18 protein-coding genes and 5 pseudogenes are annotated in these 18,423 nt (G+C 68.8%); 14 read left to right on the top strand and 9 right to left on the bottom strand.

From position 1 onward, the window contains the following. Positions 1-80: 80 nt before the first annotated feature. Entirely contained in the window at positions 81-404 is a 324-nt protein-coding gene (locus ABD901_RS56520) for a carboxymuconolactone decarboxylase family protein (protein ID WP_345144302.1), read from the bottom strand. 384 nt (positions 405-788) lie between these two features. On the opposite strand from ABD901_RS56520, the pseudogene ABD901_RS56525 reads away from it, so the two are divergent. Together ABD901_RS56525 and ABD901_RS56530 are read left to right on the top strand one after the other, a co-directional pair. Further along, positions 789-1,121: pseudogene (locus tag ABD901_RS56525) on the top strand (peptide-methionine (R)-S-oxide reductase); the annotation flags it as partial. A gap of 157 nt (positions 1,122-1,278) precedes the next feature. Further along, the gene (locus ABD901_RS56530) at positions 1,279-1,671 is read left to right on the top strand and encodes an MmcQ/YjbR family DNA-binding protein (protein ID WP_345144304.1); all 393 of its coding nucleotides are present in this window, start codon (positions 1,279-1,281) and stop codon (positions 1,669-1,671) included. Positions 1,672-2,001: 330 nt separating this feature from the next. On the opposite strand, the pseudogene ABD901_RS56535 reads toward ABD901_RS56530, so the two are convergent. Further along, positions 2,002-2,376, bottom strand: a pseudogene (locus tag ABD901_RS56535) (IS6 family transposase); the annotation flags it as partial. A gap of 53 nt (positions 2,377-2,429) precedes the next feature. Continuing rightward, positions 2,430-2,720: pseudogene (locus ABD901_RS56540) on the bottom strand (transposase family protein); the annotation flags it as partial. Positions 2,721-2,955: 235 nt separating this feature from the next. On the opposite strand from ABD901_RS56540, the gene ABD901_RS56545 reads away from it, so the two are divergent. Both ABD901_RS56545 and ABD901_RS56550 read left to right on the top strand, forming a co-directional pair. Next, the gene (locus ABD901_RS56545) at positions 2,956-3,318 is read left to right on the top strand and encodes a YciI family protein (protein WP_345144306.1); all 363 of its coding nucleotides are present in this window, start codon (positions 2,956-2,958) and stop codon (positions 3,316-3,318) included. 16 nt (positions 3,319-3,334) lie between these two features. Beyond that, positions 3,335-4,558 (top strand): RNA polymerase sigma factor, encoded by a 1,224-nt coding sequence (locus tag ABD901_RS56550; RefSeq protein ID WP_345144308.1) that lies wholly within the window; start codon positions 3,335-3,337, stop codon positions 4,556-4,558. Between the two features lie 120 nt (positions 4,559-4,678). Here ABD901_RS56550 and ABD901_RS56555 read toward each other — a convergent pair whose 3' ends face one another. From ABD901_RS56555 to ABD901_RS56565, 4 genes and pseudogenes are all read right to left on the bottom strand, one after another. After that, positions 4,679-4,834 carry a hypothetical protein gene (locus ABD901_RS56555; protein WP_345144310.1) on the bottom strand — a complete coding sequence of 52 codons (156 nt, stop codon included), beginning with the start codon at positions 4,832-4,834 and terminating at the stop codon, positions 4,679-4,681. A 23-nt stretch (positions 4,835-4,857) separates the two neighbouring features. Beyond that, a pseudogene (locus tag ABD901_RS59485) lies at positions 4,858-5,055 on the bottom strand (DDE-type integrase/transposase/recombinase); the annotation flags it as partial. Positions 5,056-5,500: 445 nt separating this feature from the next. Next, positions 5,501-6,376 (bottom strand): alpha/beta fold hydrolase, encoded by an 876-nt coding sequence (locus tag ABD901_RS56560; protein ID WP_345144312.1) that lies wholly within the window; start codon positions 6,374-6,376, stop codon positions 5,501-5,503. A 971-nt stretch (positions 6,377-7,347) separates the two neighbouring features. Continuing rightward, positions 7,348-8,757: a pyridoxal phosphate-dependent decarboxylase family protein gene (locus ABD901_RS56565; protein ID WP_345144314.1), complete on the bottom strand. Its 1,410-nt coding sequence runs from the start codon at positions 8,755-8,757 to the stop codon at positions 7,348-7,350. A gap of 79 nt (positions 8,758-8,836) precedes the next feature. Between ABD901_RS56565 and ABD901_RS56570 the strand changes: the two genes are divergently transcribed. The 8 genes from ABD901_RS56570 to ABD901_RS56605 all read left to right on the top strand — a co-directional run bounded on the left by ABD901_RS56570 (position 8,837) and on the right by ABD901_RS56605 (position 15,983). Then, complete coding sequence (locus ABD901_RS56570) at positions 8,837-9,298, top strand: Lrp/AsnC family transcriptional regulator (protein WP_345144316.1); 462 nt, start codon at positions 8,837-8,839, stop codon at positions 9,296-9,298. Positions 9,299-9,684: 386 nt separating this feature from the next. Continuing rightward, entirely contained in the window at positions 9,685-10,335 is a 651-nt protein-coding gene (locus ABD901_RS56575) for an HAD family hydrolase (protein WP_345144317.1), read from the top strand. A 56-nt stretch (positions 10,336-10,391) separates the two neighbouring features. Beyond that, on the top strand, positions 10,392-10,991 hold the full coding sequence (locus tag ABD901_RS56580; RefSeq protein ID WP_345144320.1) for a class I SAM-dependent methyltransferase: 600 nt from the start codon (positions 10,392-10,394) through the stop codon (positions 10,989-10,991). A gap of 528 nt (positions 10,992-11,519) precedes the next feature. Continuing rightward, positions 11,520-12,158, top strand: coding sequence for a helix-turn-helix transcriptional regulator (locus ABD901_RS56585; RefSeq protein ID WP_345144335.1), 639 nt, complete (start codon positions 11,520-11,522; stop codon positions 12,156-12,158). After that, entirely contained in the window at positions 12,155-13,276 is a 1,122-nt protein-coding gene (locus tag ABD901_RS56590) for an alanine racemase (protein WP_345144322.1), read from the top strand. The genes ABD901_RS56585 and ABD901_RS56590 overlap by 4 nt, the downstream gene beginning before the upstream one ends. A 5-nt stretch (positions 13,277-13,281) precedes the next feature. Next, positions 13,282-14,229, top strand: a complete 948-nt coding sequence (locus tag ABD901_RS56595; protein ID WP_345144324.1) for an ornithine cyclodeaminase family protein — start codon at positions 13,282-13,284, stop codon at positions 14,227-14,229. A gap of 291 nt (positions 14,230-14,520) precedes the next feature. Beyond that, a complete protein-coding gene (locus ABD901_RS56600; protein ID WP_345144326.1) occupies positions 14,521-15,369 on the top strand; it encodes an oxidoreductase in 849 nt (282 codons plus the stop codon). Next, entirely contained in the window at positions 15,369-15,983 is a 615-nt protein-coding gene (locus tag ABD901_RS56605) for a TetR/AcrR family transcriptional regulator (protein ID WP_345144327.1), read from the top strand. The genes ABD901_RS56600 and ABD901_RS56605 overlap by 1 nt, the downstream gene beginning before the upstream one ends. Before the next feature lie 119 nt (positions 15,984-16,102). Here ABD901_RS56605 and ABD901_RS56610 read toward each other — a convergent pair whose 3' ends face one another. After that, positions 16,103-16,225, bottom strand: coding sequence for a hypothetical protein (locus ABD901_RS56610; protein ID WP_345144329.1), 123 nt, complete (start codon positions 16,223-16,225; stop codon positions 16,103-16,105). Between the two features lie 145 nt (positions 16,226-16,370). Here ABD901_RS56610 and ABD901_RS59490 point away from each other — a divergent pair. Then, positions 16,371-16,757, top strand: a pseudogene (locus ABD901_RS59490) (tyrosine-type recombinase/integrase); the annotation flags it as partial. Between the two features lie 132 nt (positions 16,758-16,889). Here ABD901_RS59490 and ABD901_RS56615 read toward each other — a convergent pair. Then, on the bottom strand, positions 16,890-17,285 hold the full coding sequence (locus tag ABD901_RS56615) for a hypothetical protein (protein WP_345144331.1): 396 nt from the start codon (positions 17,283-17,285) through the stop codon (positions 16,890-16,892). A 159-nt stretch (positions 17,286-17,444) separates the two neighbouring features. Between ABD901_RS56615 and ABD901_RS56620 the strand changes: the two genes are divergently transcribed. Continuing rightward, a partial coding sequence (locus ABD901_RS56620; protein ID WP_345144333.1) for a histidine kinase dimerization/phospho-acceptor domain-containing protein occupies positions 17,445-18,423 on the top strand: 979 nt, incomplete at its 3' end.

Consider the following 18,423-nt stretch of genomic DNA (forward strand, 5'->3'; position numbering starts at 1 on the left):
ACCCCGAGCCGGCCGCCCTACCTGTCGCAGCGTGGATCAACAAGCCCGCCGAGCAAGACGACCCAGACGAGCCAGCCCACTCAACGAAAACCTAACCAACCTGCCTCAAAAATCTTGACACGCGCCGTACCGCCGAATTCGAACGACACGTATGTGTGAATTGCCAGACAGTAATCGCAGCCGTTGGCTTGCGACACGGCCAGCGCGATGCTGTGCCGGGTCTTCGCGTCCAGAACCCGGCTCATAGTGCCTTGCAGGGTCGTGACGGCTTCAAGCACAGTCGGGTTCGACGCAATGGTCCTGAACATGTTCGGGACAAACCCGAACTGCGCGCCAACGTTGTCGAGGATCCGCTGCGTGCCCGCGGGAGCGTCATCTAGAGAGGGAGCGTTCAGTCGTGACACAGCAAATCAACCTTCGGTGGGTGTGAGTAGTCGGCGTCGAGCCCACGTCGGCTCTTACCGCTGCAGAGGTCCAGTTCACGTTGTGACCCGAACCTAGACTCGGGATAACTGGACGGTCAAGTCCACTTGCGAGGTCAAGCTGGTGCTGAGGAACACACCGTCATCCCACTTTGCGTCGACGACGGACGCGGCCCGCGCACCGCCGCTAGACTTGCACTTCAGGTGCGGCTGCTCGGCAGGACCCCTGCCACCTCCCGGCGGACTGCTCCGGGCGGCACTGGAGTGCCCTCGGTTGGCCTCAGTCAGGATTCGAACGTTGATTGGGACTGTAGAGTCCAGTTGTAGCGGGAATGCAACCGGTCCGTGGAGTGTCTGTATGTACGCATGTACGCATGTCCAGGTGCGGTTCGCCTGGTTCCTCAGCTTCAAGCCGAAGGCTCGGAAGGGAGAGCTTTGCCCCAGCAGACCCAGTACCACAAGAACCCGGAGGCCGTTTCGCGGCTCGACCCGGAGCAGTACCGCGTGACCCAGCAGGACGGCACCGAGCGACCGTTCGCCAACGGCTACTGGGACAACCACGAGCCCGGCATCTACGTCGACGTCGTGTCCGGCGAGCCAGTGTTCGCATCAGTCGACATGTACGACAGCAACTCCGGCTGGCCGAGCTTCACGAAGCCGATCGCCAAGACGAACGTCGTCGAGAGCGAAGACTCCAGCCACGGGATGACCCCGGGTCCGCGCGCCGGCCCGGGGCCGAGGTGGTCGGCCTGGACGAGGACCCGGCCGGATGAGTGCGGGCTCTCTCCGGCGCCATGCGGGAGATGCCACCTTGAGCCTTGGCCGGGCGGTCAGGGCACTCGGATCGATAGAGGAGTTGATCACCTTGGACGGACAGGAGCTGCAGAAGATCGCGGGCGACTGCACTGTGGAACTGCCCGGCGCCGACCTGGAGCGTCGTTTCGGCCCCGACTGGGAGGTCTACAAGGTGCGCGGCAAGGTCTTCATGCTCATGACCGACATGCCGGGGCGCCCCGTCGTGATCCTAAAAGCTGATCCGGAGGACGCCGCAGCACTGCGTGAGCAGTACGCAGACATTACCCCCGGCTATCACATGAACAAGAGGCACTGGATCACGGTGGAAGGCGGGGGCACCATCGACGAGGAGCTAGTGAAGGAGCTCGTGATCGACTCCTACCGTCTCGTGGTCGGCGGGCTTCCCAAGTCCGACCAGCCCGTGGATCCGCACACCTACGGCCGCCGCGCCTGACCTTCGTCATGCCCATCAGCGGCGAGAAGCTCCAGGACAGAGCGCGCGACACGGCACTGGCGCTGCCAGGGTCAGCCACGGGCGCCCGTTCACCAAGCAGCTGGACGTCTACAAGGTGGCGGGCAAGGTCTTCCTGATCGTCACGGACGACCCGGACGAACGCATCGTCACCCTCAAGGCAGAACCGGAGTACGGGCGGCTGCTGCAACACGAACACCCATCGATCACCCTGGGCCTGCCAAACCAAACCTTCGTTACCCGGCACTTGGCGGAGCAGTCACCCTGTGGGGCGCCAATACTCAGCCAGTCCGCGACCTGGGCATTCAACGTGGCCAACGCCTGGCGGAAGAGCCGACGTGCTGCCGCGGCGTCGCGGCGGGTGGAGATGAGCACGTCGATGACCTGACCGTCCTGATCCACGGCGCGGTACACGTACCGCCAAACACCATTCACCTTGATGTAGGTCTCGTCGACAAACCACCTGTCACCAGGCGCATGCCGGCAGAACCTGGCCGCGTCGGCCAACAGCGGCGTGAACCGCTGTACCCACCGGAAGACCGTGACGTGGTCGACCTCGACACCGCGCTCGATCAGGAGTTCTTCAACGTCGCGGCAGGAGAGGTTGTAGCGAAGGTACAGCCGGACGGCGACCACGATGACCTCCGCCGGGAACCGGAACCCGCCGAACGCCGAACTTGGTGGCAGGGCCGGACGCCGCCGGTTCGAGAACCTCACCGGTCTAGCCTGTCCGACCAGGGCAACGCTCGACGCAACGGACCCGTGCCGGCCGCGGTCAGGTCATGAGTCGAGCCGGGCAGGGCGGCCGACACCCAGATCAGCCGGCCTGCCGGATCGGCGATGACCTGCACGTTGACGCCGTGCCGACGGTGCTTGCCGGAATGGTAGGGCTTCCGATCGGCGACCCAGTCGACCGGGATCAGGGTGCCGTCGAGGATCGCGTACGCGAGCGGACCGATCCTGGTCATCGCCGTGGTCAGGTCGTCGGCGGTGGCGGCGAGCAGGTCGATGGCCACGCGGACGTAGCGCCATGGCGGCTGACTCCAGCCCTGGCGGCCGGCCGGACGACTCGCGTGCCTGGCCGGTCGCCACCTGCCCCTGTTCGACCACCGGCAAAGAACACCCGGCCGACGACCTCGCCGAGAGATACGTCCGCGGCCAGGCGAGCAGCAAGAATCTCGGCGAGGATGTCGAGGACGGCGAGAGCGGCTCCGACTTAAGCCCGACGCCCCGAACGGCGGGTGCGGCGAAACGGAGGAAACCGGCATGAAGTACATGATCATGATGTTCGGCGGGCTCGGCGCCTCGCTCGCCGAGCGGAGCCCCGACTGGATCACCCGGATGCAGACCACGATGATGCAGATGGACCAGGAACTGCGCGCCTCCGGCGAGGTCGTGGAGAGCCGGCACCTGACCGACCCCACCCAGGCCACCACCGTCCGGTTCGTCGATGGCGCGCCCGCACCGACAGACGGGCCATTCGCCGAGATCAAGGAGTCCCTCGCCGGCTACTGGGTCGTCGAGTGCACCCACGAGCGCGCGCTGGAGATCGTCGCGCAGGTGGTCGCGGTAACGGAGTACCCGATGGAGGTCCGCCGGGTCATGGACGAGCCGCCCGCCCAGGACTGACCGGGCACTGAACGCGATGACCGGAGCGCTTGAGGGCCTGCTGCGCGAGCTGGCGCCGCAGGTCCTCGGCGCGCTCGTGCGCCGGCACGGGCAGTTCGACGCCTGCGAGGACGCCGTACAAGAGGCGCTGCTCGCCGCCGCCGCGCAGTGGCCGGTCGACGGCGTGCCCGCGCGACCCAAGGCGTGGCTGACCACCGTGGCCGGACGGGCGCTCGTCGACCACTGGCGCACCGACAGCGCCCGCCGCCGCCGGGAGGCCGCCGCCGCGCTCGACCCGACGAACGAGCCGCCGGACAACCCGGACGACACCCTCACTGTGCTGCTGCTGTGCTGCCATCCCGCCCTGTCGCCGCCGTCGCAGCTTGCGCTCACCCTCCGGGCCGTCGGCGGGCTGTCGACCGCGCAGATCGCTGCGGCGTTCCTGGTTCCGGAGGCGACGATGGCGCAGCGGATCAGCCGGGCCAAACAGCGCATCCGCGACGCCGGCGCCCGGTTCGAGCTCCCCGTCCCCGGCGAACAGGCGGCCCGGCTGGCCGTGGTCGAGCACGTGCTGTACCTGATGTTCAACGAGGGCTACACCGCCACCTCCGGCCCAGACCTGCAGCGGCCGGACCTGACCGCGGAGGCAATCCGGCTGGCGCGGCTGCTGCACCGCTTGCTGCCCGGCGACGGCGAGGCCGCCGGACTGCTCGCCCTCATGCTGCTCACCGACGCCCGCCGCGCCGCCCGCACCGACCCGGACGGCATCATCGTGCCGCTCGCCGAGCAGGACCGAAGCCGGTGGGACACGACGGCCATCACCGAGGGCCAGGCGCTGCTCACCCGCACGCTCGGCGCCGGACCGGTCGGGCAGTACCAGGTCCAGGCCGCGATCGCCGCCGTCCACGACGAGGCGCCGACCGCGGCCGACACCGACTGGCCGCAGATCCTCGCCCTCTACGACGTCCTCGACCACGTCGCCCCGGGTCCGGTCGTCACCCTGAGCCGCGCCGTCGCGGTCGCAGCGGTGCACGGACCGGTCGCCGGCCTCGCCGCGCTCGGCACCCTCGACGGCGACGGCCGCCTCGGCCACAGCCACCGCCTCGACACCGTCCGCGCCCACCTGCTCGAGCAGGCCGGCGACCTGGCCGCTGCCCGCGCGTGCTACCTGCGGGCAGCGTGGATGACGGCGAGCCTGCCGGAGCAGCGGTACCTCACGCGCCGGGCCGCCGGTCTGCCGCCCCCTCCAGGATCGTCTTGAGCCGGGCCAGGTCCTTGCTGTTCGCACGGCGCATCGCGGCCGCCAGGACGGGCGCGGTCACCTTGCCGGGGGCCGTTGCGTTTGTCGATCAGAGGGCTGGGTTCGGGTCCGGGATCGGCTTCAGATGGCGGTGGCGAGTTCGGTGACAGCTGCGGCGATGCGCAGTTCGCGTGGAGCGTCGAGTCCGAGTGCGTAGTGGCCGCGTCGCACGTTCTGGATGAAGGCATGTGCGGCGATGATGGCCTGTGCGGTCCGGTCGGTGCGCAGCCCGCGCATTGGTCTGAGCCGGTGTTGAGCTGGCTATGGTCCGCTTCGATCGGGTGGTTGGCGTGGCGCTCAGCGTGGTGCCACGCCGATGGAATCAGTTCGTCGAGCACGGCCGGGTACACCGGTGCCGCGTCGGTGACGACCTCGCTCGGCGTCACCTTCAACGTGGCCAACGCTCGGCGGAAGAACCGACGGGCCGCAGCAGCGTCGCGGCGGGCAGAGACGAGCACCGGCTCAGTGATGACGAGGGCCGGCGACTGCAACAGATCGCGCGGCGTGGGACCGGGTCACCGATTCGGTTGCGGCGGGCGATGGTCATCATGGCCTCGGCCAGCGGGAACACCGTTCCGGCGATCGCCCGACCGGTCCAGGGCGATGAGGACGCGGACCCTAATGGGTCCTACCGAGAGCGAGACGGCGCTGCCTCCTGATGACAGTCGCTGCGGAAGACTCTCGGGCGGTAGCCGCCGGTGAGTGAGCACTCTTGGACCCTGGACGTCAAGTCCTGCACTGAGACCGTACCCTCGCTGGCGTCCCGGGGAGGTTGACCGTTGATGGGGTGTCGTGCCGTTCGGGCGCTGATTGCTGCCCGAGATGAGCACTGATCCATTAGGGCGCGTGCTGTTCTCCCTTGGCTACTGGTCGATGTGATCGAGCTGAGGAAGGACGAACGCTCTACTGCAGAAAACTCAGCAGTTGGCGTGTGGTCTCCTCGGGTGCCTCTTCAGGGATGAAGTGACCGACTGGTACCGGCTCGCCGCGAACGTCATCGGCCCACTCCTGCCATATCGCGAGCGGATTATCGTAAAGTTTCGCGACCGAGCCGCGCTGGCTCCAGAGGAAGAGCACCGGGCAGGTGATCTTCAGGTTCCCGCGATCCGCCTCGTCCTGCTGATAGTCCAAGGTCGCGGCCGCGCGGAACTCCTCACAGATGCCGTGCACTGTGTCGGGGTCGTTCCATTTCTCGATGTACTGGGCGCGTACCTCGGTTGGGAAAGCGTCCTTCACCTCGGCCCACGAGTTGAGCATGAACTCGACCATACTGCCCGGTGTCGCGTTGATGAACTGTTCCGGCACCGGTTCTGGCGCGGCGAGGAAGGACCATTGCCAGTAGAGAAGGCTGAAGTCCTTGTCAGCACGATCGTACGCGTCGCCGACGGGAACAACGTCCATCACGGCGAGCCGGCGAACCACATCCGGGTGATCCAGTGCGAAACGGTAGGCGCAGCGTGCCCCGCGATCGTGCCCCACGACGCTGAACTCGTCGTAGCCCAGATGGTGCATGACCTCAAGCTGGTCGCGGCCGATCGCACGCATGCTGTAGGGCTCGTGATCGGCGGTACTGGGCGGCTTGCCGCTGTCGCCGTACCCACGCAAATCGGTGGCGACGACGGTATAGCGCTCGGCGAGGTGGGGCGCGACCCGATGCCACATCAGATGCGTTTCCGGAATACCGTGCAGGAGCAGCACAGGCGGTCCGTCGCCGCCCCGGCGTCCGTGGATCGACGCACCCGCCGTAGAGATGTCGAACTCTTCGAATCGATCGAACATGGCCACGGACCCCCCGAGACTCAAGGATCGTCCTGTCCTGTCGCAACTGCCGGTCAGAGTTGACGATGAATCTTTCTTGCCGTTGACCGGCCGAGTGGCCGGCGGCGTCTGCCGGTCGGCGGCATGATCACGCCTTGGTGCTCGCCCGTCCGGTCGACGCCGGCGTTCCCGGTCCTCAACTCGGGCCCGCAACGGACCCTGGACCGACGTGGGCCTGATCTTCACTTGCGGCCACGACCCCAGGCTACCCCGGCACGGGGAGTGTCACCCGGCCCGTCACCAACGTCTCCGCAGATCACGGTGGTTCAGTGACCAAGTGACAGCGGCGACAAGGCAGACTGGTTCGCTCGTCACCGTGAGGACGCTCGTGGCACGTAGCGCGGTATCAGCCCGCGGGTTGGCACGGCCAGTGTCAGGCTCGATCGAGCAGGTAGTCGCTCGGTCCGCGGTCGATCTCGCAGTCCTCGCAGATGCCGAGCAAGCCGCAGGCCGGGCAGCGAAGTCCGCCGAAGATCCAGCGCACGTCGCCGTCGGTCCGCAGCGAGTAGCCGACGGCCGCGGCGAACTCTTCCCGCCGCAGGGGCAGGCGCAGCAGTACTCGGCCTCGGCCTCCCAGTCGCCTCGGCGAGCTGGCCGCCCTCGCTCGGGGCGACCAGCACGTGCCCGGACAGACTGAACGCAGTGGTCCGGGAGTTCCCTGCCGTGCGCTTCGAGCGATACTGCGATGACGTGGTGGTCCACTGCGAGACGGAGGAACAGGCGCACCGGGTTCGCGATGCGATCGCGGCCCGGGTAGGCCATCCCGTCCGGCCAGGCGACATCGGCGGGCAGAGCCGGTGTCCCGCCGAAATGCCCGACCGCCGGGCCGGCACCGTCGCGGTGCAGCTCGAGCCGAGGCCGGGCGAGCCGGAGCCACCAGTCGATGGTGTCGTCCGGCACACCTCAGTCGCGAGCCGCCGCCCGGAAGGCGATCAGCTCGCGCATGACGCGAGCTCGCTGATCCGGTCGACGACGAGGTCGATGTCCGCATAGGTGGTGCGGTAGTTGGTGACACAGGCACGCAGTCCGTGGCGGCCGCCGAGCCGGGCCGGGCCGAGCAGCGCAGTGCCGTCCTCGGCGAGCGTCGCGCGGACCGCGGCGTGCTGGGCCTCGGTCCATCCCTTGATCCGGAAACAGACAGCGCTCAGCGTGACGGGCGCCATCAGTTCGAGGTTCGGGTCCTCCTCGACGCGCCGCCGGAGGTGCTCGGCGAGCTGCAGGACCTGGTCTATGACGCCCCGGTAGCTGTCGACGCCGAAGGCCTGCAGGGCGCTCCACACCTTCAGCGCCTTGAAGCCGCGCGACAGCTGCGGGCCGAAGTCCATGTAGTCGACCATGAGCGGGTCATCTTCGACGGTGAGGTAGGCCGACTTGAACGCATACGCGCGGGCGAGGTTGGCGCGGTCCCGCACCAGCAGGCAGCCGGCCTCGAGCGGGGCGAACAGCAGCTTGTGCGGGTCCAGTGCGATCGAGTCGGCGCGCCGGCAGTCGTCGAAGGCCGGATGCACGCGATCGGCGAGGACGAACAGGCCGCCGTAGGCGCCGTCGATGTGCAGCCACAGCCCCTCGCGCTCGCACAGGTCGGCGATCGGACCGATCGGATCGATCGCTCCGGACATCACGGTCCCGGTGGTGGCGACGACGCAGAAGGGCTCCCGCCCGGCCGCCCGGTCGGCCCGAACCGCCTCGGCCAGCGCATCGACGCGCATCCGGTGCCCGCTGTCAGTGGCGATGTGCCGCACATTGTCCAGACCGAGGCCGAGAATTGCGACGGCCTTGTCGATGCACCGGTGGGCCTCGCCGGAGGTGTAGACGACTAAGGCAGGCCCGGATGTCTGCAGCCCGGCAGCGCGGAACTCCGGCCGGCGCTCGTGCAACGCGGTCGTCAGAGCGTGGAGGCTGGCGACGGAGCCGCCGCTGGTCAGGATGCCCCCGCTGGCCTCGCCGTAGCCGAAGAGCCCGGCGAGCCACGAGACCACAGCGCGTTCGATCACGCTCGCAGCCGGGGACAGCTGCCAGAAGTTGCAGTTCTGGTTAATGGTGGCGGCGATCGCCTCGGCATAGGGCGCGACACCGTTCGGCGGCCCCTGCACGTAGGCGAGGAACCTCGGGTGTGCGACCTTCGTGGAGTTCGGCAGGATCTTCTCGTTGATAGCCCGGAAGAGTCCCTCGACGCCGATGCCCTTGTCCGGGAAAGGGTCGGCCAGCAGTCCCGCCAGCACGTCGCGGTCAACCTGCGGCACGATCGGCGCCGTCGCGACGGACTGCTCATACCGATCGAAAAATTCGGCGAGGAGGCGGCTCGCAGTGCGGCGGTCCTCGTCATCCAATCCGAGCGTCATGCGGAGAGCGTAGCCACAACAGCCTGGCATTCGGTGCCAAAGATTGCCAGCAAAAGCCGATCGACTAGCATGATGTGCCATGGACGAGACTGACCGCGCAATTCTTGCGCACCTGATGCAGGACGGGCGCCTCACCAACATCGAGCTGGCCGACCGGGTACGGCTATCGCCGTCGCCGTGCCTGCGCCGGGTCCGACAGCTCGAGGCGGCCGGGATCATCACCGGCTACCACGCGGCGGTCGACCCGGCCGCGCTTGGGCGCGGGTTCCAGGTGCTCCTGCACGTGGAGATGGCGGTCCAGGACCGAGCCACCATCGAGGCGTTCGAAGCCGAGGTGCAGCGCATCGACGAGGTGCGGTCGTGCCGGCGGATGTTCGGTCATCCGGACTACGTGCTGTGGGTCGCGGTCGCGGATCTCGAGGCGTATGAACGCCTGTACGCGCAGCGCCTGACCGACCTGCCCGGCGTCGCCCGCACCAACTCGCAATTCACCATGAAGGTCGTCAAGGAGGCCACCGTGCCGTCCACGATGTCACTGTGAGCGCGCGACATCCGTCCGATGCTCTCCGGGTTGTAGACGATTACGCTCCGACGTGACGTCGCCGCGAAGGGGGACGCCAGGCCGTCAGCGGGCCCACGCCGGCGCAGCGCATCGGTCAGCGCGGTGTCGACCAGGTCGGTCTTGAGGTGACGGGCGACGGCCCAGCCGACAGTACCGGCCTTCGCTGCATTGCCCGTCGAGCGTCGAGTTTTCTGTCGAACCCTGTCGTATCTTCCGTGGATGACGCACGCCGCCGAGTTCGGCTATGCGTCTGCTCGTGCTCCTGTCCGAGTTGCCCGCCACCTCGGCGGTGACGGCGATCCGGCGCCTTCGGGGGACCGTGGGTGCCGCCAGGTTCGCCCTGCTCACTCGACTAGCCTGTCCGGATGATCAATCCGATCGGGCTTGTCATCTTCGACTGCGACGGGGTGCTGGTCGACAGCGAGCGCATCGCGGTCCGCGTCAACATTGCACTCGGTGCGGAACTGGGCTGGCCGCTGACCGAGGCAGAGGTCATCGAGCGCTTCATCGGCCGGTCCAGCGCGTCCATCGGTGAACAGATCGCGGCCCGTCTCGGACCGGGCGTGGCTGCCACCTGGGCGGACCGGTTCGACCTGGCGCACCGCCAAGCGGTGGACGCCGGACTGACCGCCGTCGACGGGATCAACGACGCGCTTGATGAGATCACCCAGCCGACGTGCGTGGCTTCCAGCGGTACGCACGAGAAGATGCGCCACACTTTGGGCCGCACCGGTCTGTATCCCCGCTTCGAGGGCCGCATCTTCAGCGCGACCGAGGTCGCTCGCGGCAAGCCCGCCCCCGACCTGTTCCTGTATGCGGCGGCGGCGATGGGTGTTCCGCCCGCGGCGTGCGTCGTGGTCGAGGACAGCCACTACGGAGTCCAAGCGGCCCGCGCCGCCGGGATGCGCTGCTTCGGCTATGCGGGCGGATTGACCCCCGCGCACCGGCTGGAAGGCCCGGACACGGTGGTCTTCGACGACATGCGCAAACTCCCAGCTCTGTTGAACGCGGCCTGACCACGCGCGACGGCCCCAGCATCAACCGCAGCACGGACGGGGAAGCCTTGACACTCATGAGCAGCACCGCAGGCTACGGCGAATCTGCCGACATCCTGGCCGAACAGTACGAGAGCGTCTCGTTTGCCGACGTGCACAGAGATGTCCTGTACCTGTTCCCCACCGAGCCCAGCTCGGTCCTGGACATCGGCGCGGGCACGGGCCGCGATGCGGCAGCCTTGTCCGGCCTGGGACACCGGGTCGTCGCCGTCGAGCCCACCCGCCAACTTCGCGCGCATGGTCAACGCATCCACGCCGCCAACGACATCGATTGGGTCGACGACGCCCTGCCCAACCTGACGGTGCTGTGTAAGCGCAACCAACGCTTCAACCTGATTCTTCTAACGGCCGTCTGGATGCATTTGGACCCGCACGAGCGGTCGTCGGCGATGGAACACATCAGCGGCCTGCTGCTACCTGAGGGCCGCGTGGTCATCTCCCTGCGCCACGGCCCCGTGCCTGCCGGGCGGCGGATGTACAACGTCTCGGCGGAGGAGACGGTCGCGCTGGCCCGTCACTTCGGCCTACACCTCATTCACGACTGTGAACGGGCGGACCCCCTCGGTCGCCACGACGTGCGCTGGAGCTACCTCGGCCTGCAGCTGGCGGCACCCTGATCCACGGGACGGTGGGGAGGGTGGGAAGCAGCCGCGACGAAGTCGGGCCGGACCAGTACTACCGGATGGTTCGGGCCTGGGTGAGCGAGACGGGAAGGCATACGAGAGGAACGGGCGTCTGAGGCCTCTTCATGTATGACCAGCTCCAAACCCGGTGGATCTGGGCTGGTGTGCGGTGCGTACCTGACTGTCGTGTGTGGATGGTCGGGGAACTCTCGGGAGGTTCTTGTTGCTGGCCTGGGAGGTCACGGTGAAGGTCTACGGCGTAGCCGTGGCGATGCCGCAGGGTACGGCAAGCACGAAGGCGCACGGCAGAACCCCGTGACCGAGTTATCGAACGGTACAGGCTCGATACGGACCTGGTTGCCGCCGGACTGCCGCCCTCGACGAGCGGCGACACCCCTCACCGAGCTGCGCTGGCGAGACAGCGCGATGATCCACGGCTTGGCCGCGCTCCCGGTCACACTCGACCGCCACATCCGCCTGGACTTTTAATCTAACACTTGGACGTTTAGTCTTGGCGTCGTGATGGGTGATGCAGATGCGATCCTGACGGCACTGCGACCGGTGATCGACGGATTAGCGGCGACGTTCGGGCCGATGTGCGAGGTCGTGCTGCACGACTACCGGCAGGGCGAGCAGTCGGTCGTGGCGGTGGCCGGCTCGGTGACCGGCCGCAAGGTCGGCGGCGCGCTGAGCGAGATCGGTCTGGCAGTCCTCAGTCAGGGCGACGCGGCGGCGAACGACCTGAACTACCTGACCCGTACCCCTGACGGCCGGCTGGTCAAGTCGTCGACGATGCCGCTGCGTGACGGCGCCGGTCACGTCTTCGGGGCGTTGTGCGTCAACGTCGACGTGACCGCCCTGCGCCAGGCGGGCGACCTGCTGACCGCGCTGGCCGGCACGCTGCCCGCCCAGGTTCCCGCGACCACCTTCAGCGACGAGTTCGACGACGTGGTCGACGCGCTGGTCCGGGCCGAGGAAGCAAGCCGCGGCAAGCCGGTCTCGGCCCTGCCCCGCCCGGAGCGCCTGGCCCTGCTGCAGGTGCTGGACGAGCGTGGTGTCTTCACCGTCCGCAACGCGGTACCCCGGGTCGCCGAACGGCTCGGCATGTCCCGCTCCGGGCTGTACGCGGACCTCAACGAATGCCGGAAGAAGGACCGATGAGCCACACGCTGGACGACCCGGACACACCGTTCCTCGCCCTGGACCGATCGACCGTCGCCGCGAACATCACCCGTCTGCGCCGGCACCTGGACGGCCTCGGTGTCACTTTGCGGACGCACGTGAAAACAGCCAAATCCTTGGACGTCGCCGCGATGCTGGACCACGGCCGCCCCGTTGCGATCACGGTATCGACGCTGGCCGAAGCCGAGGCGTTCGCCGCCGCCGGATACCGCGACATCGTCTACGCCGTGGGGATCGCGGCACACAAACTGCCCCGGGTGCTCGCCCTACGGCAGCGCGGCGTCGACCTGACTGTCCTTCTCGACAGCGTGGCGCAGGCCATCGCCGTCGGGGCCGCAGGCGTCCCCGCCCTGATCGAGATCGACTGCGACGGCCATCGCGGCGGGGTGCCGCCACACGGCCCCGAACTCCTGGAGATCGCCCGGACCCTGGTCGACAGCGGCGCCGAGGTACGGGGCGTGCTGACTCACGCCGGCGAGTCGTACTTCGCCGACGGCGACGACGCCCTCCGCGCGGCCGCCGAGAACGAACGACGGTGCGCGGTCGAGGCGGCCGAGAACCTGCGAGCAGCCGGGCACGAGGCGCCGGTCGTCAGTGTCGGCTCGACACCGACCGCACACTTCGCCGCCGACCTCACCGGCGTCACCGAGGTACGCGCGGGCAACTTCGTATTCTTCGACCTGGTGATGGCCGGCATCGGGGTGTGCACACCGGCCGACCTGGCGATGACCGTGGTCGCGACCGTGATCGGTCGTCGCCCCGACAAGGGCTGGATCCTGACCGACGGCGGCTGGACAGCCACCTCCCGGGACCGCGGGACCGCCCGGCAGCGCGTCGACCAAGGGTACGGCCTCGTCGCCGACCTGGACGGCCGCCTCCTTCCGGATCTGCTCATGACCGACGCCAGCCAGGAACACGGCGTCCTGTCGATCCGTCCCGGCAGCACGGCGCCCTTGCCCGACCTGCCCATCGGCACCCGGGTCAGGATCCTGCCCAACCACGCCTGCGCCACCGCGGCCCAGCACGACCGCTACCACGTGACCGCCCCCGGCTCCCGGACCGTCACGGACGTCTGGCCGCGCATCAAAGGATGGTAAACACCATGCATTACCTGCCCGAGGCCGATTCGGCCGCCCTGATCACCGAAGAACTCGCGTTCACCGCTGTCCGTGAGGCCCTGATCGCGGCCGCCGGCACCGAGGCGGAGATATTCCCGGCGGTCCTCGGGCACGGGTCCGACCCGCGGAACCGGTTCACCGTCAAGTCCGCAGCATCGGCCCGGCACGCCGGCGTCAAAATCGGCAGCTACTGGCCGGGCAACGCCGACCACGGCCTGGCCCGGCACAACTCGGTGGTCCTGCTCTTCGACCAGGAACGCGGCCGGATCGCCACCGTCGTCGAGGCAGGGGTCGCCAACGCGTACCGGACCGCCGCGGCCGACGCGGTCGCCGCCGATGTCCTGGCCCGGCCCGACACCACCACGCTCACCGTCTTCGGCACCGGCCACCAGGCGCTCTACGAGTGCACCGCCCTCGCCCGGGTACGTCCCATCAGCAGCGTCCAGGTCGTCGCCCGGACACCCGAACACGGTGAACGGTTCCTGGCCCGGCTGGCCGAGCACAACCTTCCCGGACGACTCGTCGATGCCGAGAACGCGTGCCGTACAGCTGACGTCATCGTCACAGCCACCACCGCCACCGCACCCCTGTTCGACGCCGCCTGGGTACGCCCCGGAACACACGTCGCGACCATGGGCTCCGACGCTCACGGCAAACAGGAACTGCCGCCCGGCCTGCTCGCCACCGCCCGGCTGTTCTGTGACCTGCCGTCGCAGTCCGTCCGCATCGGAGAGCTGCAGCACGTCGCCGGCCCGATCGCCGACGGCACCCTGACAGCGACCGCCATCGGTGACGTCCTGACCGGCCGGGCCACAGGCCGCCGGAGCGAGGACGACATCACCGTGTTCGACAGCTCCGGCATCGCCCTGCAGGACCTGTTCGTCGCCGAGGCCCTGCTCGCGGCCGCAACCACCACGGGAGGTCAAACATGATCACCCTCCGCTGCGTGTCCTGCGGACGAACCCACCCGCTGGACCCACGACCGGGACGTCAACGCGGCGACGAACATGTTGGCCTGCTCGCGGCGGGGGGCGGTTCTGGTTGACGGCCTGGACGCTGGGCCTTGACGGCGTCGATCTGGGCGATGCGCGGCATGCGGATGGTTTGAGGACGCCATCCCGTGAGCACCACCAGAATCGACGGTGTGACGATAAAAATCGACACCGTGTAGACTTTTTCGGAGGGAGCGGTCCGGCTCCTCGCGAGACCTCTCTGGAGGAACAGTGCAAAAGCAGAACTGGCTCATCACCGGCGTCAGCACGGGCCTCGGACGTGCCGTCGCCGAGGCCGCCCTGGCCGCAGGTCACACCGTCGTCGGCACAGTCCGCTCCGAGGAGGACCTGCGGGCCTTCGAAGAACTCAGGCCCGGTAACGCTCACGGTCGCGTGCTGGACGTGACGGACGATGACGCCGTCCCCGGTGTGGTCGCGGAGGTGGAGCAGAGCGTCGGCCCGTTGGACGTCGTCGTCGCCAACGCCGGCTACGGCCTGGAGGGAACCTTCGAGGAAACCCCGCTGGCCGAGGTTCGGCGGCAGTTCGAGGTCAATGTGTTCGGGACAGTGGCCACGCTGCAGGCGGCGCTGCCCCACATGCGCCGCCGTCGCCGCGGACACCTGATGGCCGTCACCTCCATGGGCGGGCTCATGGCCGTGCCCGGCATGTCCGCGTACTGCGGCAGCAAGTTCGCCCTGGAAGGCATCCTGGAGGCGCTGGGCAAAGAGGTCGCGCAGTTCGGGATCCATGTGACGGCGATCGAGCCCGGCTCCTTCCGCACCGACTGGGCCGGACGGTCCATGACACGCGCTGCGCGGACCGTCGACGACTACGACGAGTTGTTCACCCCTATCCGCGAAGCACGACAGAAGGCCAGCGGCAACCAGCTGGGCAACCCGGCCAAGGCCGGCGACGCCATCGTGCACATCGCCTCGGTCGGACGGCCGCCGGCCCACCTCGTCCTGGGTTCGGACGCGCTGCGGCTGGTCACCGCCGCCCGCACGGCCGTGGACGAGGACATCCGCGCATGGGAGGCACTCTCCCGTACGACCGACTTCGCCGAGGGCGCTCAGCTCTGATGCCCGGCCACCACCCCGCGCGCGGCCGTCGCACCACCGAGCGCAAGGGGGATGCCCGGGAGCGGGCCATCCTCGACACCTGCGAGGCCCTGCTGGCGCGGAAGGGCTACGACGCCATGACCATCGGCGACATAGCCCAGGGGGCCGGCATCACACGCGGCGCCCTGTACTTCTACTTCGGCTCCAAGCAACAAGTGGTCACGGCACTCGTGGCCCGGACCGTCGAGCATCTGTGGGAACGGTCCCGGGTCACCGCGCAGACGGAGGAGCCGCAGCAGGCCATCGCGGCGGCCCTGCGGCGTACGGTCGAGCTGTGGAATGAGCACGGCCTGGTCATGCGCACGGCGATCGACTTGTCGTTGACCGTGCCGGAGATCGGCGAGCTGTGGAGCCACACGGCTGACCTGTTCATCGCGGCCATCACCGCCGTCCTCGAACGCGCCGGCATCCAGGCCGGCGCCGCACCGGACCAAGCCTCAGCGATGGCGCGCGCCCTGTGCTGGATGATCGAGCGGACCTTCTACCACGCCTCACAGGAATCCCGCGAGAAGCTCCAAGAGGCGTCGGCGACGTGCGAGCACATCTGGATGACCAGCGCCGGTCTGATGACCTGAGGCATCTGTCATCGACGCGGTGAGGCGCGGAACCATCGCCACATACCGGTTGCGACCGCCGCGAAGCGGCTGACGGAAGCGGCGACGCGCACGCTGATCAGCCTTCTGGTCGGTGCAGCTCAGTCCTGCCTGCCGTCGTCGTCCTCGTCATCGGTGTGCGGGTCACGCTGCCGCAGGCCCGGCGCGGCCAGCCGGGTGAAGGCGTAGCGGCCGAGGGCCAGGAGGACCCTGATCACCGACATCGCTCTGAACCTCACCGCTGGACAGCAAGCCACATTCACGGTCGACGAATGACACGACCGATAGCAAGACCGAACGTTCTATGACCTGCCCCGCCAGAACCACCCGCTGCCCAAAGCCCTCGACGACCCCGCCGCGGCGAAGCTGCTGCGCGCGGCCCAGCACCAACCCCGGATGCTCACCCGGGTGGTCGTGGAAGTGTTGCTGCGCACCGGTCTGCGGGTCGGTGAGTTCACCGCGCTGCGCGCCGACGCGGTCGTGCTCATCGGCGCCGCGCACTGGCTCCACGTCCACGTCGGCAAACTCCACGAAGACCGCTACCTGCCCTTACACCCGCACCTCGTCACCCTCATCCGCGACTACCGGACCCGGCACGTCACCGAGGACAACCCGCTGCTGCTACCCCGGGAGGACGGCCGGGCGCTGGACCGGCGCACCGTCACCCGCCTGATCAACAAAGCCGGTGCTGCCGCCGGCCTGCCCCACATCCACCCCCACCAGCTACGGCACACCCTGGCTACCCAAGCCATCAACCGCGGCGGGGACGGGCCGATCGGCAGACACCTTCCTCGGGTGATCAGCGCGACCTTGGTAAGGCCGCAACTGTTCGCCAGCTCGCACTCGACCGGCGAAGCGGTTTGGCCATCGGTGTGGTGTCGGGGTGCGTCACCGTGCGGGAGCGGTGTCCGATCCGGTCTGGTCGCCCTGCTGCACGTTGTCGGTGTCCGTACCCGCCTCCGCGTGATCCGAGGTGTTGTCCTCGACGCCGCCAGGAGCGTCCTGCTCCTTCTGGTTGCCCTCTTGGACGTTGTCGGCATCCGGGCCGTTGGTGACCTCGTTGTCCGGTCCGTCGGACGTTTCGGTGTCCGGGCTGGCCGAGTTTGTCGGGCCCGCCGCAACGGCCGGGTGGGCCGCGCCGACTGAGTGCGCCACGCTGGTCGCGGCCATGCTGGGGACCGTGGCCGTGCTCGCTTGGGCGACGGTGGTAGCGCCCGCACCGCCGAACAGTGCCGCGCCTACGGCCAGGGCGCCGATCAACATCTTGCGTCTGGTGATGTCCATGAGCCTTGCCTCACTTTCACGGGAGGGCATCCGGGGCCGGTGCGCGCCGGATCTGATCTCCAGGTTCGACCCCGGCACCTAAGGCCACGATGAGCGCGTCTGAGAACGCTTTCAGCTCGCCGAGGCGGCTGCCGTGTTGGCGGGGCTACGGTGTGGTGCATGGGGACCCCTGCGGCTGAGGGCGGCTGGCTGAGCCGTCGGCTCGGGGTTCGGCTGCGCTCCGCCTTCGCCGCGGTGACCGTGGTTGCGGTGGTGTTGATCCTGGCCGCTGCGGCGTTCGTGGTACTGCATCAGCGGTCGATGACCGACCGGGTCGACGCCGCTGCGCTGGCCCGTGCCGAGGTGGTCGCTGGTCGGGTGACGGTCGGCGACCGGGCGGGGCTGGACTGGTTGCTGCGGTCGCGGCCGGGTGACGAAACCGTGGTCCAGGTGCTGGGACCGGGCGGGACCGTGGTTGCCGGGTCATCGGAGGTGGAGGGCGAGGGACCGCTGTCGTCGCTGCGTCCGGTGCCCGGCGCCGTGCAGCGGGAGGACCGCCGGCTGCCGGTGGCCGACGAGGACCCGTTCCGGGTCGTCGCGGTCGGCGTCACGAGCCCCGCCGGACCCGGCGTGGTGCTGGTCGGGCAGTCGCTGCGGCCGGTCCGCGACGCGGTCGCGACGGAGGTCGCGTTGTTGGCGGTCGGGTTGCCGTTGGTCCTGCTGCTGGTCGGTGCCGCGACGGCGTTGTTCGTGGGGCGTTCGCTGCGGGCCGTGGAGGCGGTCCGCGCGCGGGTCGCCGTGATCAGCGCCCGGCAGCTCCACGAACGGGTACCGGTGCCGAAGGGCGAGGACGAGGTCCGCCGGCTCGCCCAGACCATGAACGCGATGCTTGACCGGCTCGAGACGTCCGCCGCCGCGCAGCGCCGCTTCGTCGCCGACGCCAGTCACGAGCTACGCAGCCCACTCTCGACCCTGCAGGTCGGCCTGGAACTGCTAGCGGCCCGGCTGCGCAGCGAAGGGCCTGCGGACGGACCCGCGAGCGTCGCGATACTGCAGGGCGAGACCGGCCGGATCGGCCACATCGTCGCCGACCTGCTGCTGCTGGCCCGGGTCGACGAACGCGGCCTCGCCCCGCGATCCGAGGATGTCGACCTCGACG

The organism is Dactylosporangium darangshiense, assembly GCF_039537565.1.
GTDB classification, from domain to species: Bacteria; Actinomycetota; Actinomycetes; order Mycobacteriales; family Micromonosporaceae; genus Dactylosporangium; species Dactylosporangium darangshiense.

Excerpts from the sequence above, each read along its gene's own strand:
- ABD901_RS56575 (WP_345144317.1), top strand. The coding sequence starts at position 9,685 with ATGATCAATCCGATCGGGCTTGTCATCTTCGACTGCGACGGGGTGCTG.
- ABD901_RS56545 (WP_345144306.1), top strand. The coding sequence starts at position 2,956 with ATGAAGTACATGATCATGATGTTCGGCGGGCTCGGCGCCTCGCTCGCC.
- ABD901_RS56550 (WP_345144308.1), top strand. The coding sequence starts at position 3,335 with ATGACCGGAGCGCTTGAGGGCCTGCTGCGCGAGCTGGCGCCGCAGGTC.
- ABD901_RS56590 (WP_345144322.1), top strand. The coding sequence starts at position 12,155 with ATGAGCCACACGCTGGACGACCCGGACACACCGTTCCTCGCCCTGGAC.
- ABD901_RS56555 (WP_345144310.1), bottom strand. The coding sequence starts at position 4,834 with ATGCGCGGGCTGCGCACCGACCGGACCGCACAGGCCATCATCGCCGCA.
- ABD901_RS56565 (WP_345144314.1), bottom strand. The coding sequence starts at position 8,757 with ATGACGCTCGGATTGGATGACGAGGACCGCCGCACTGCGAGCCGCCTC.
- ABD901_RS56570 (WP_345144316.1), top strand. The coding sequence starts at position 8,837 with ATGGACGAGACTGACCGCGCAATTCTTGCGCACCTGATGCAGGACGGG.
- ABD901_RS56580 (WP_345144320.1), top strand. The coding sequence starts at position 10,392 with ATGAGCAGCACCGCAGGCTACGGCGAATCTGCCGACATCCTGGCCGAA.
- ABD901_RS56605 (WP_345144327.1), top strand. The coding sequence starts at position 15,369 with ATGCCCGGCCACCACCCCGCGCGCGGCCGTCGCACCACCGAGCGCAAG.
- ABD901_RS56615 (WP_345144331.1), bottom strand. The coding sequence starts at position 17,285 with ATGGACATCACCAGACGCAAGATGTTGATCGGCGCCCTGGCCGTAGGC.
- ABD901_RS56585 (WP_345144335.1), top strand. The coding sequence starts at position 11,520 with ATGGGTGATGCAGATGCGATCCTGACGGCACTGCGACCGGTGATCGAC.
- ABD901_RS56595 (WP_345144324.1), top strand. The coding sequence starts at position 13,282 with ATGCATTACCTGCCCGAGGCCGATTCGGCCGCCCTGATCACCGAAGAA.
- ABD901_RS56560 (WP_345144312.1), bottom strand. The coding sequence starts at position 6,376 with ATGTTCGATCGATTCGAAGAGTTCGACATCTCTACGGCGGGTGCGTCG.
- ABD901_RS56610 (WP_345144329.1), bottom strand. The coding sequence starts at position 16,225 with ATGTCGGTGATCAGGGTCCTCCTGGCCCTCGGCCGCTACGCCTTCACC.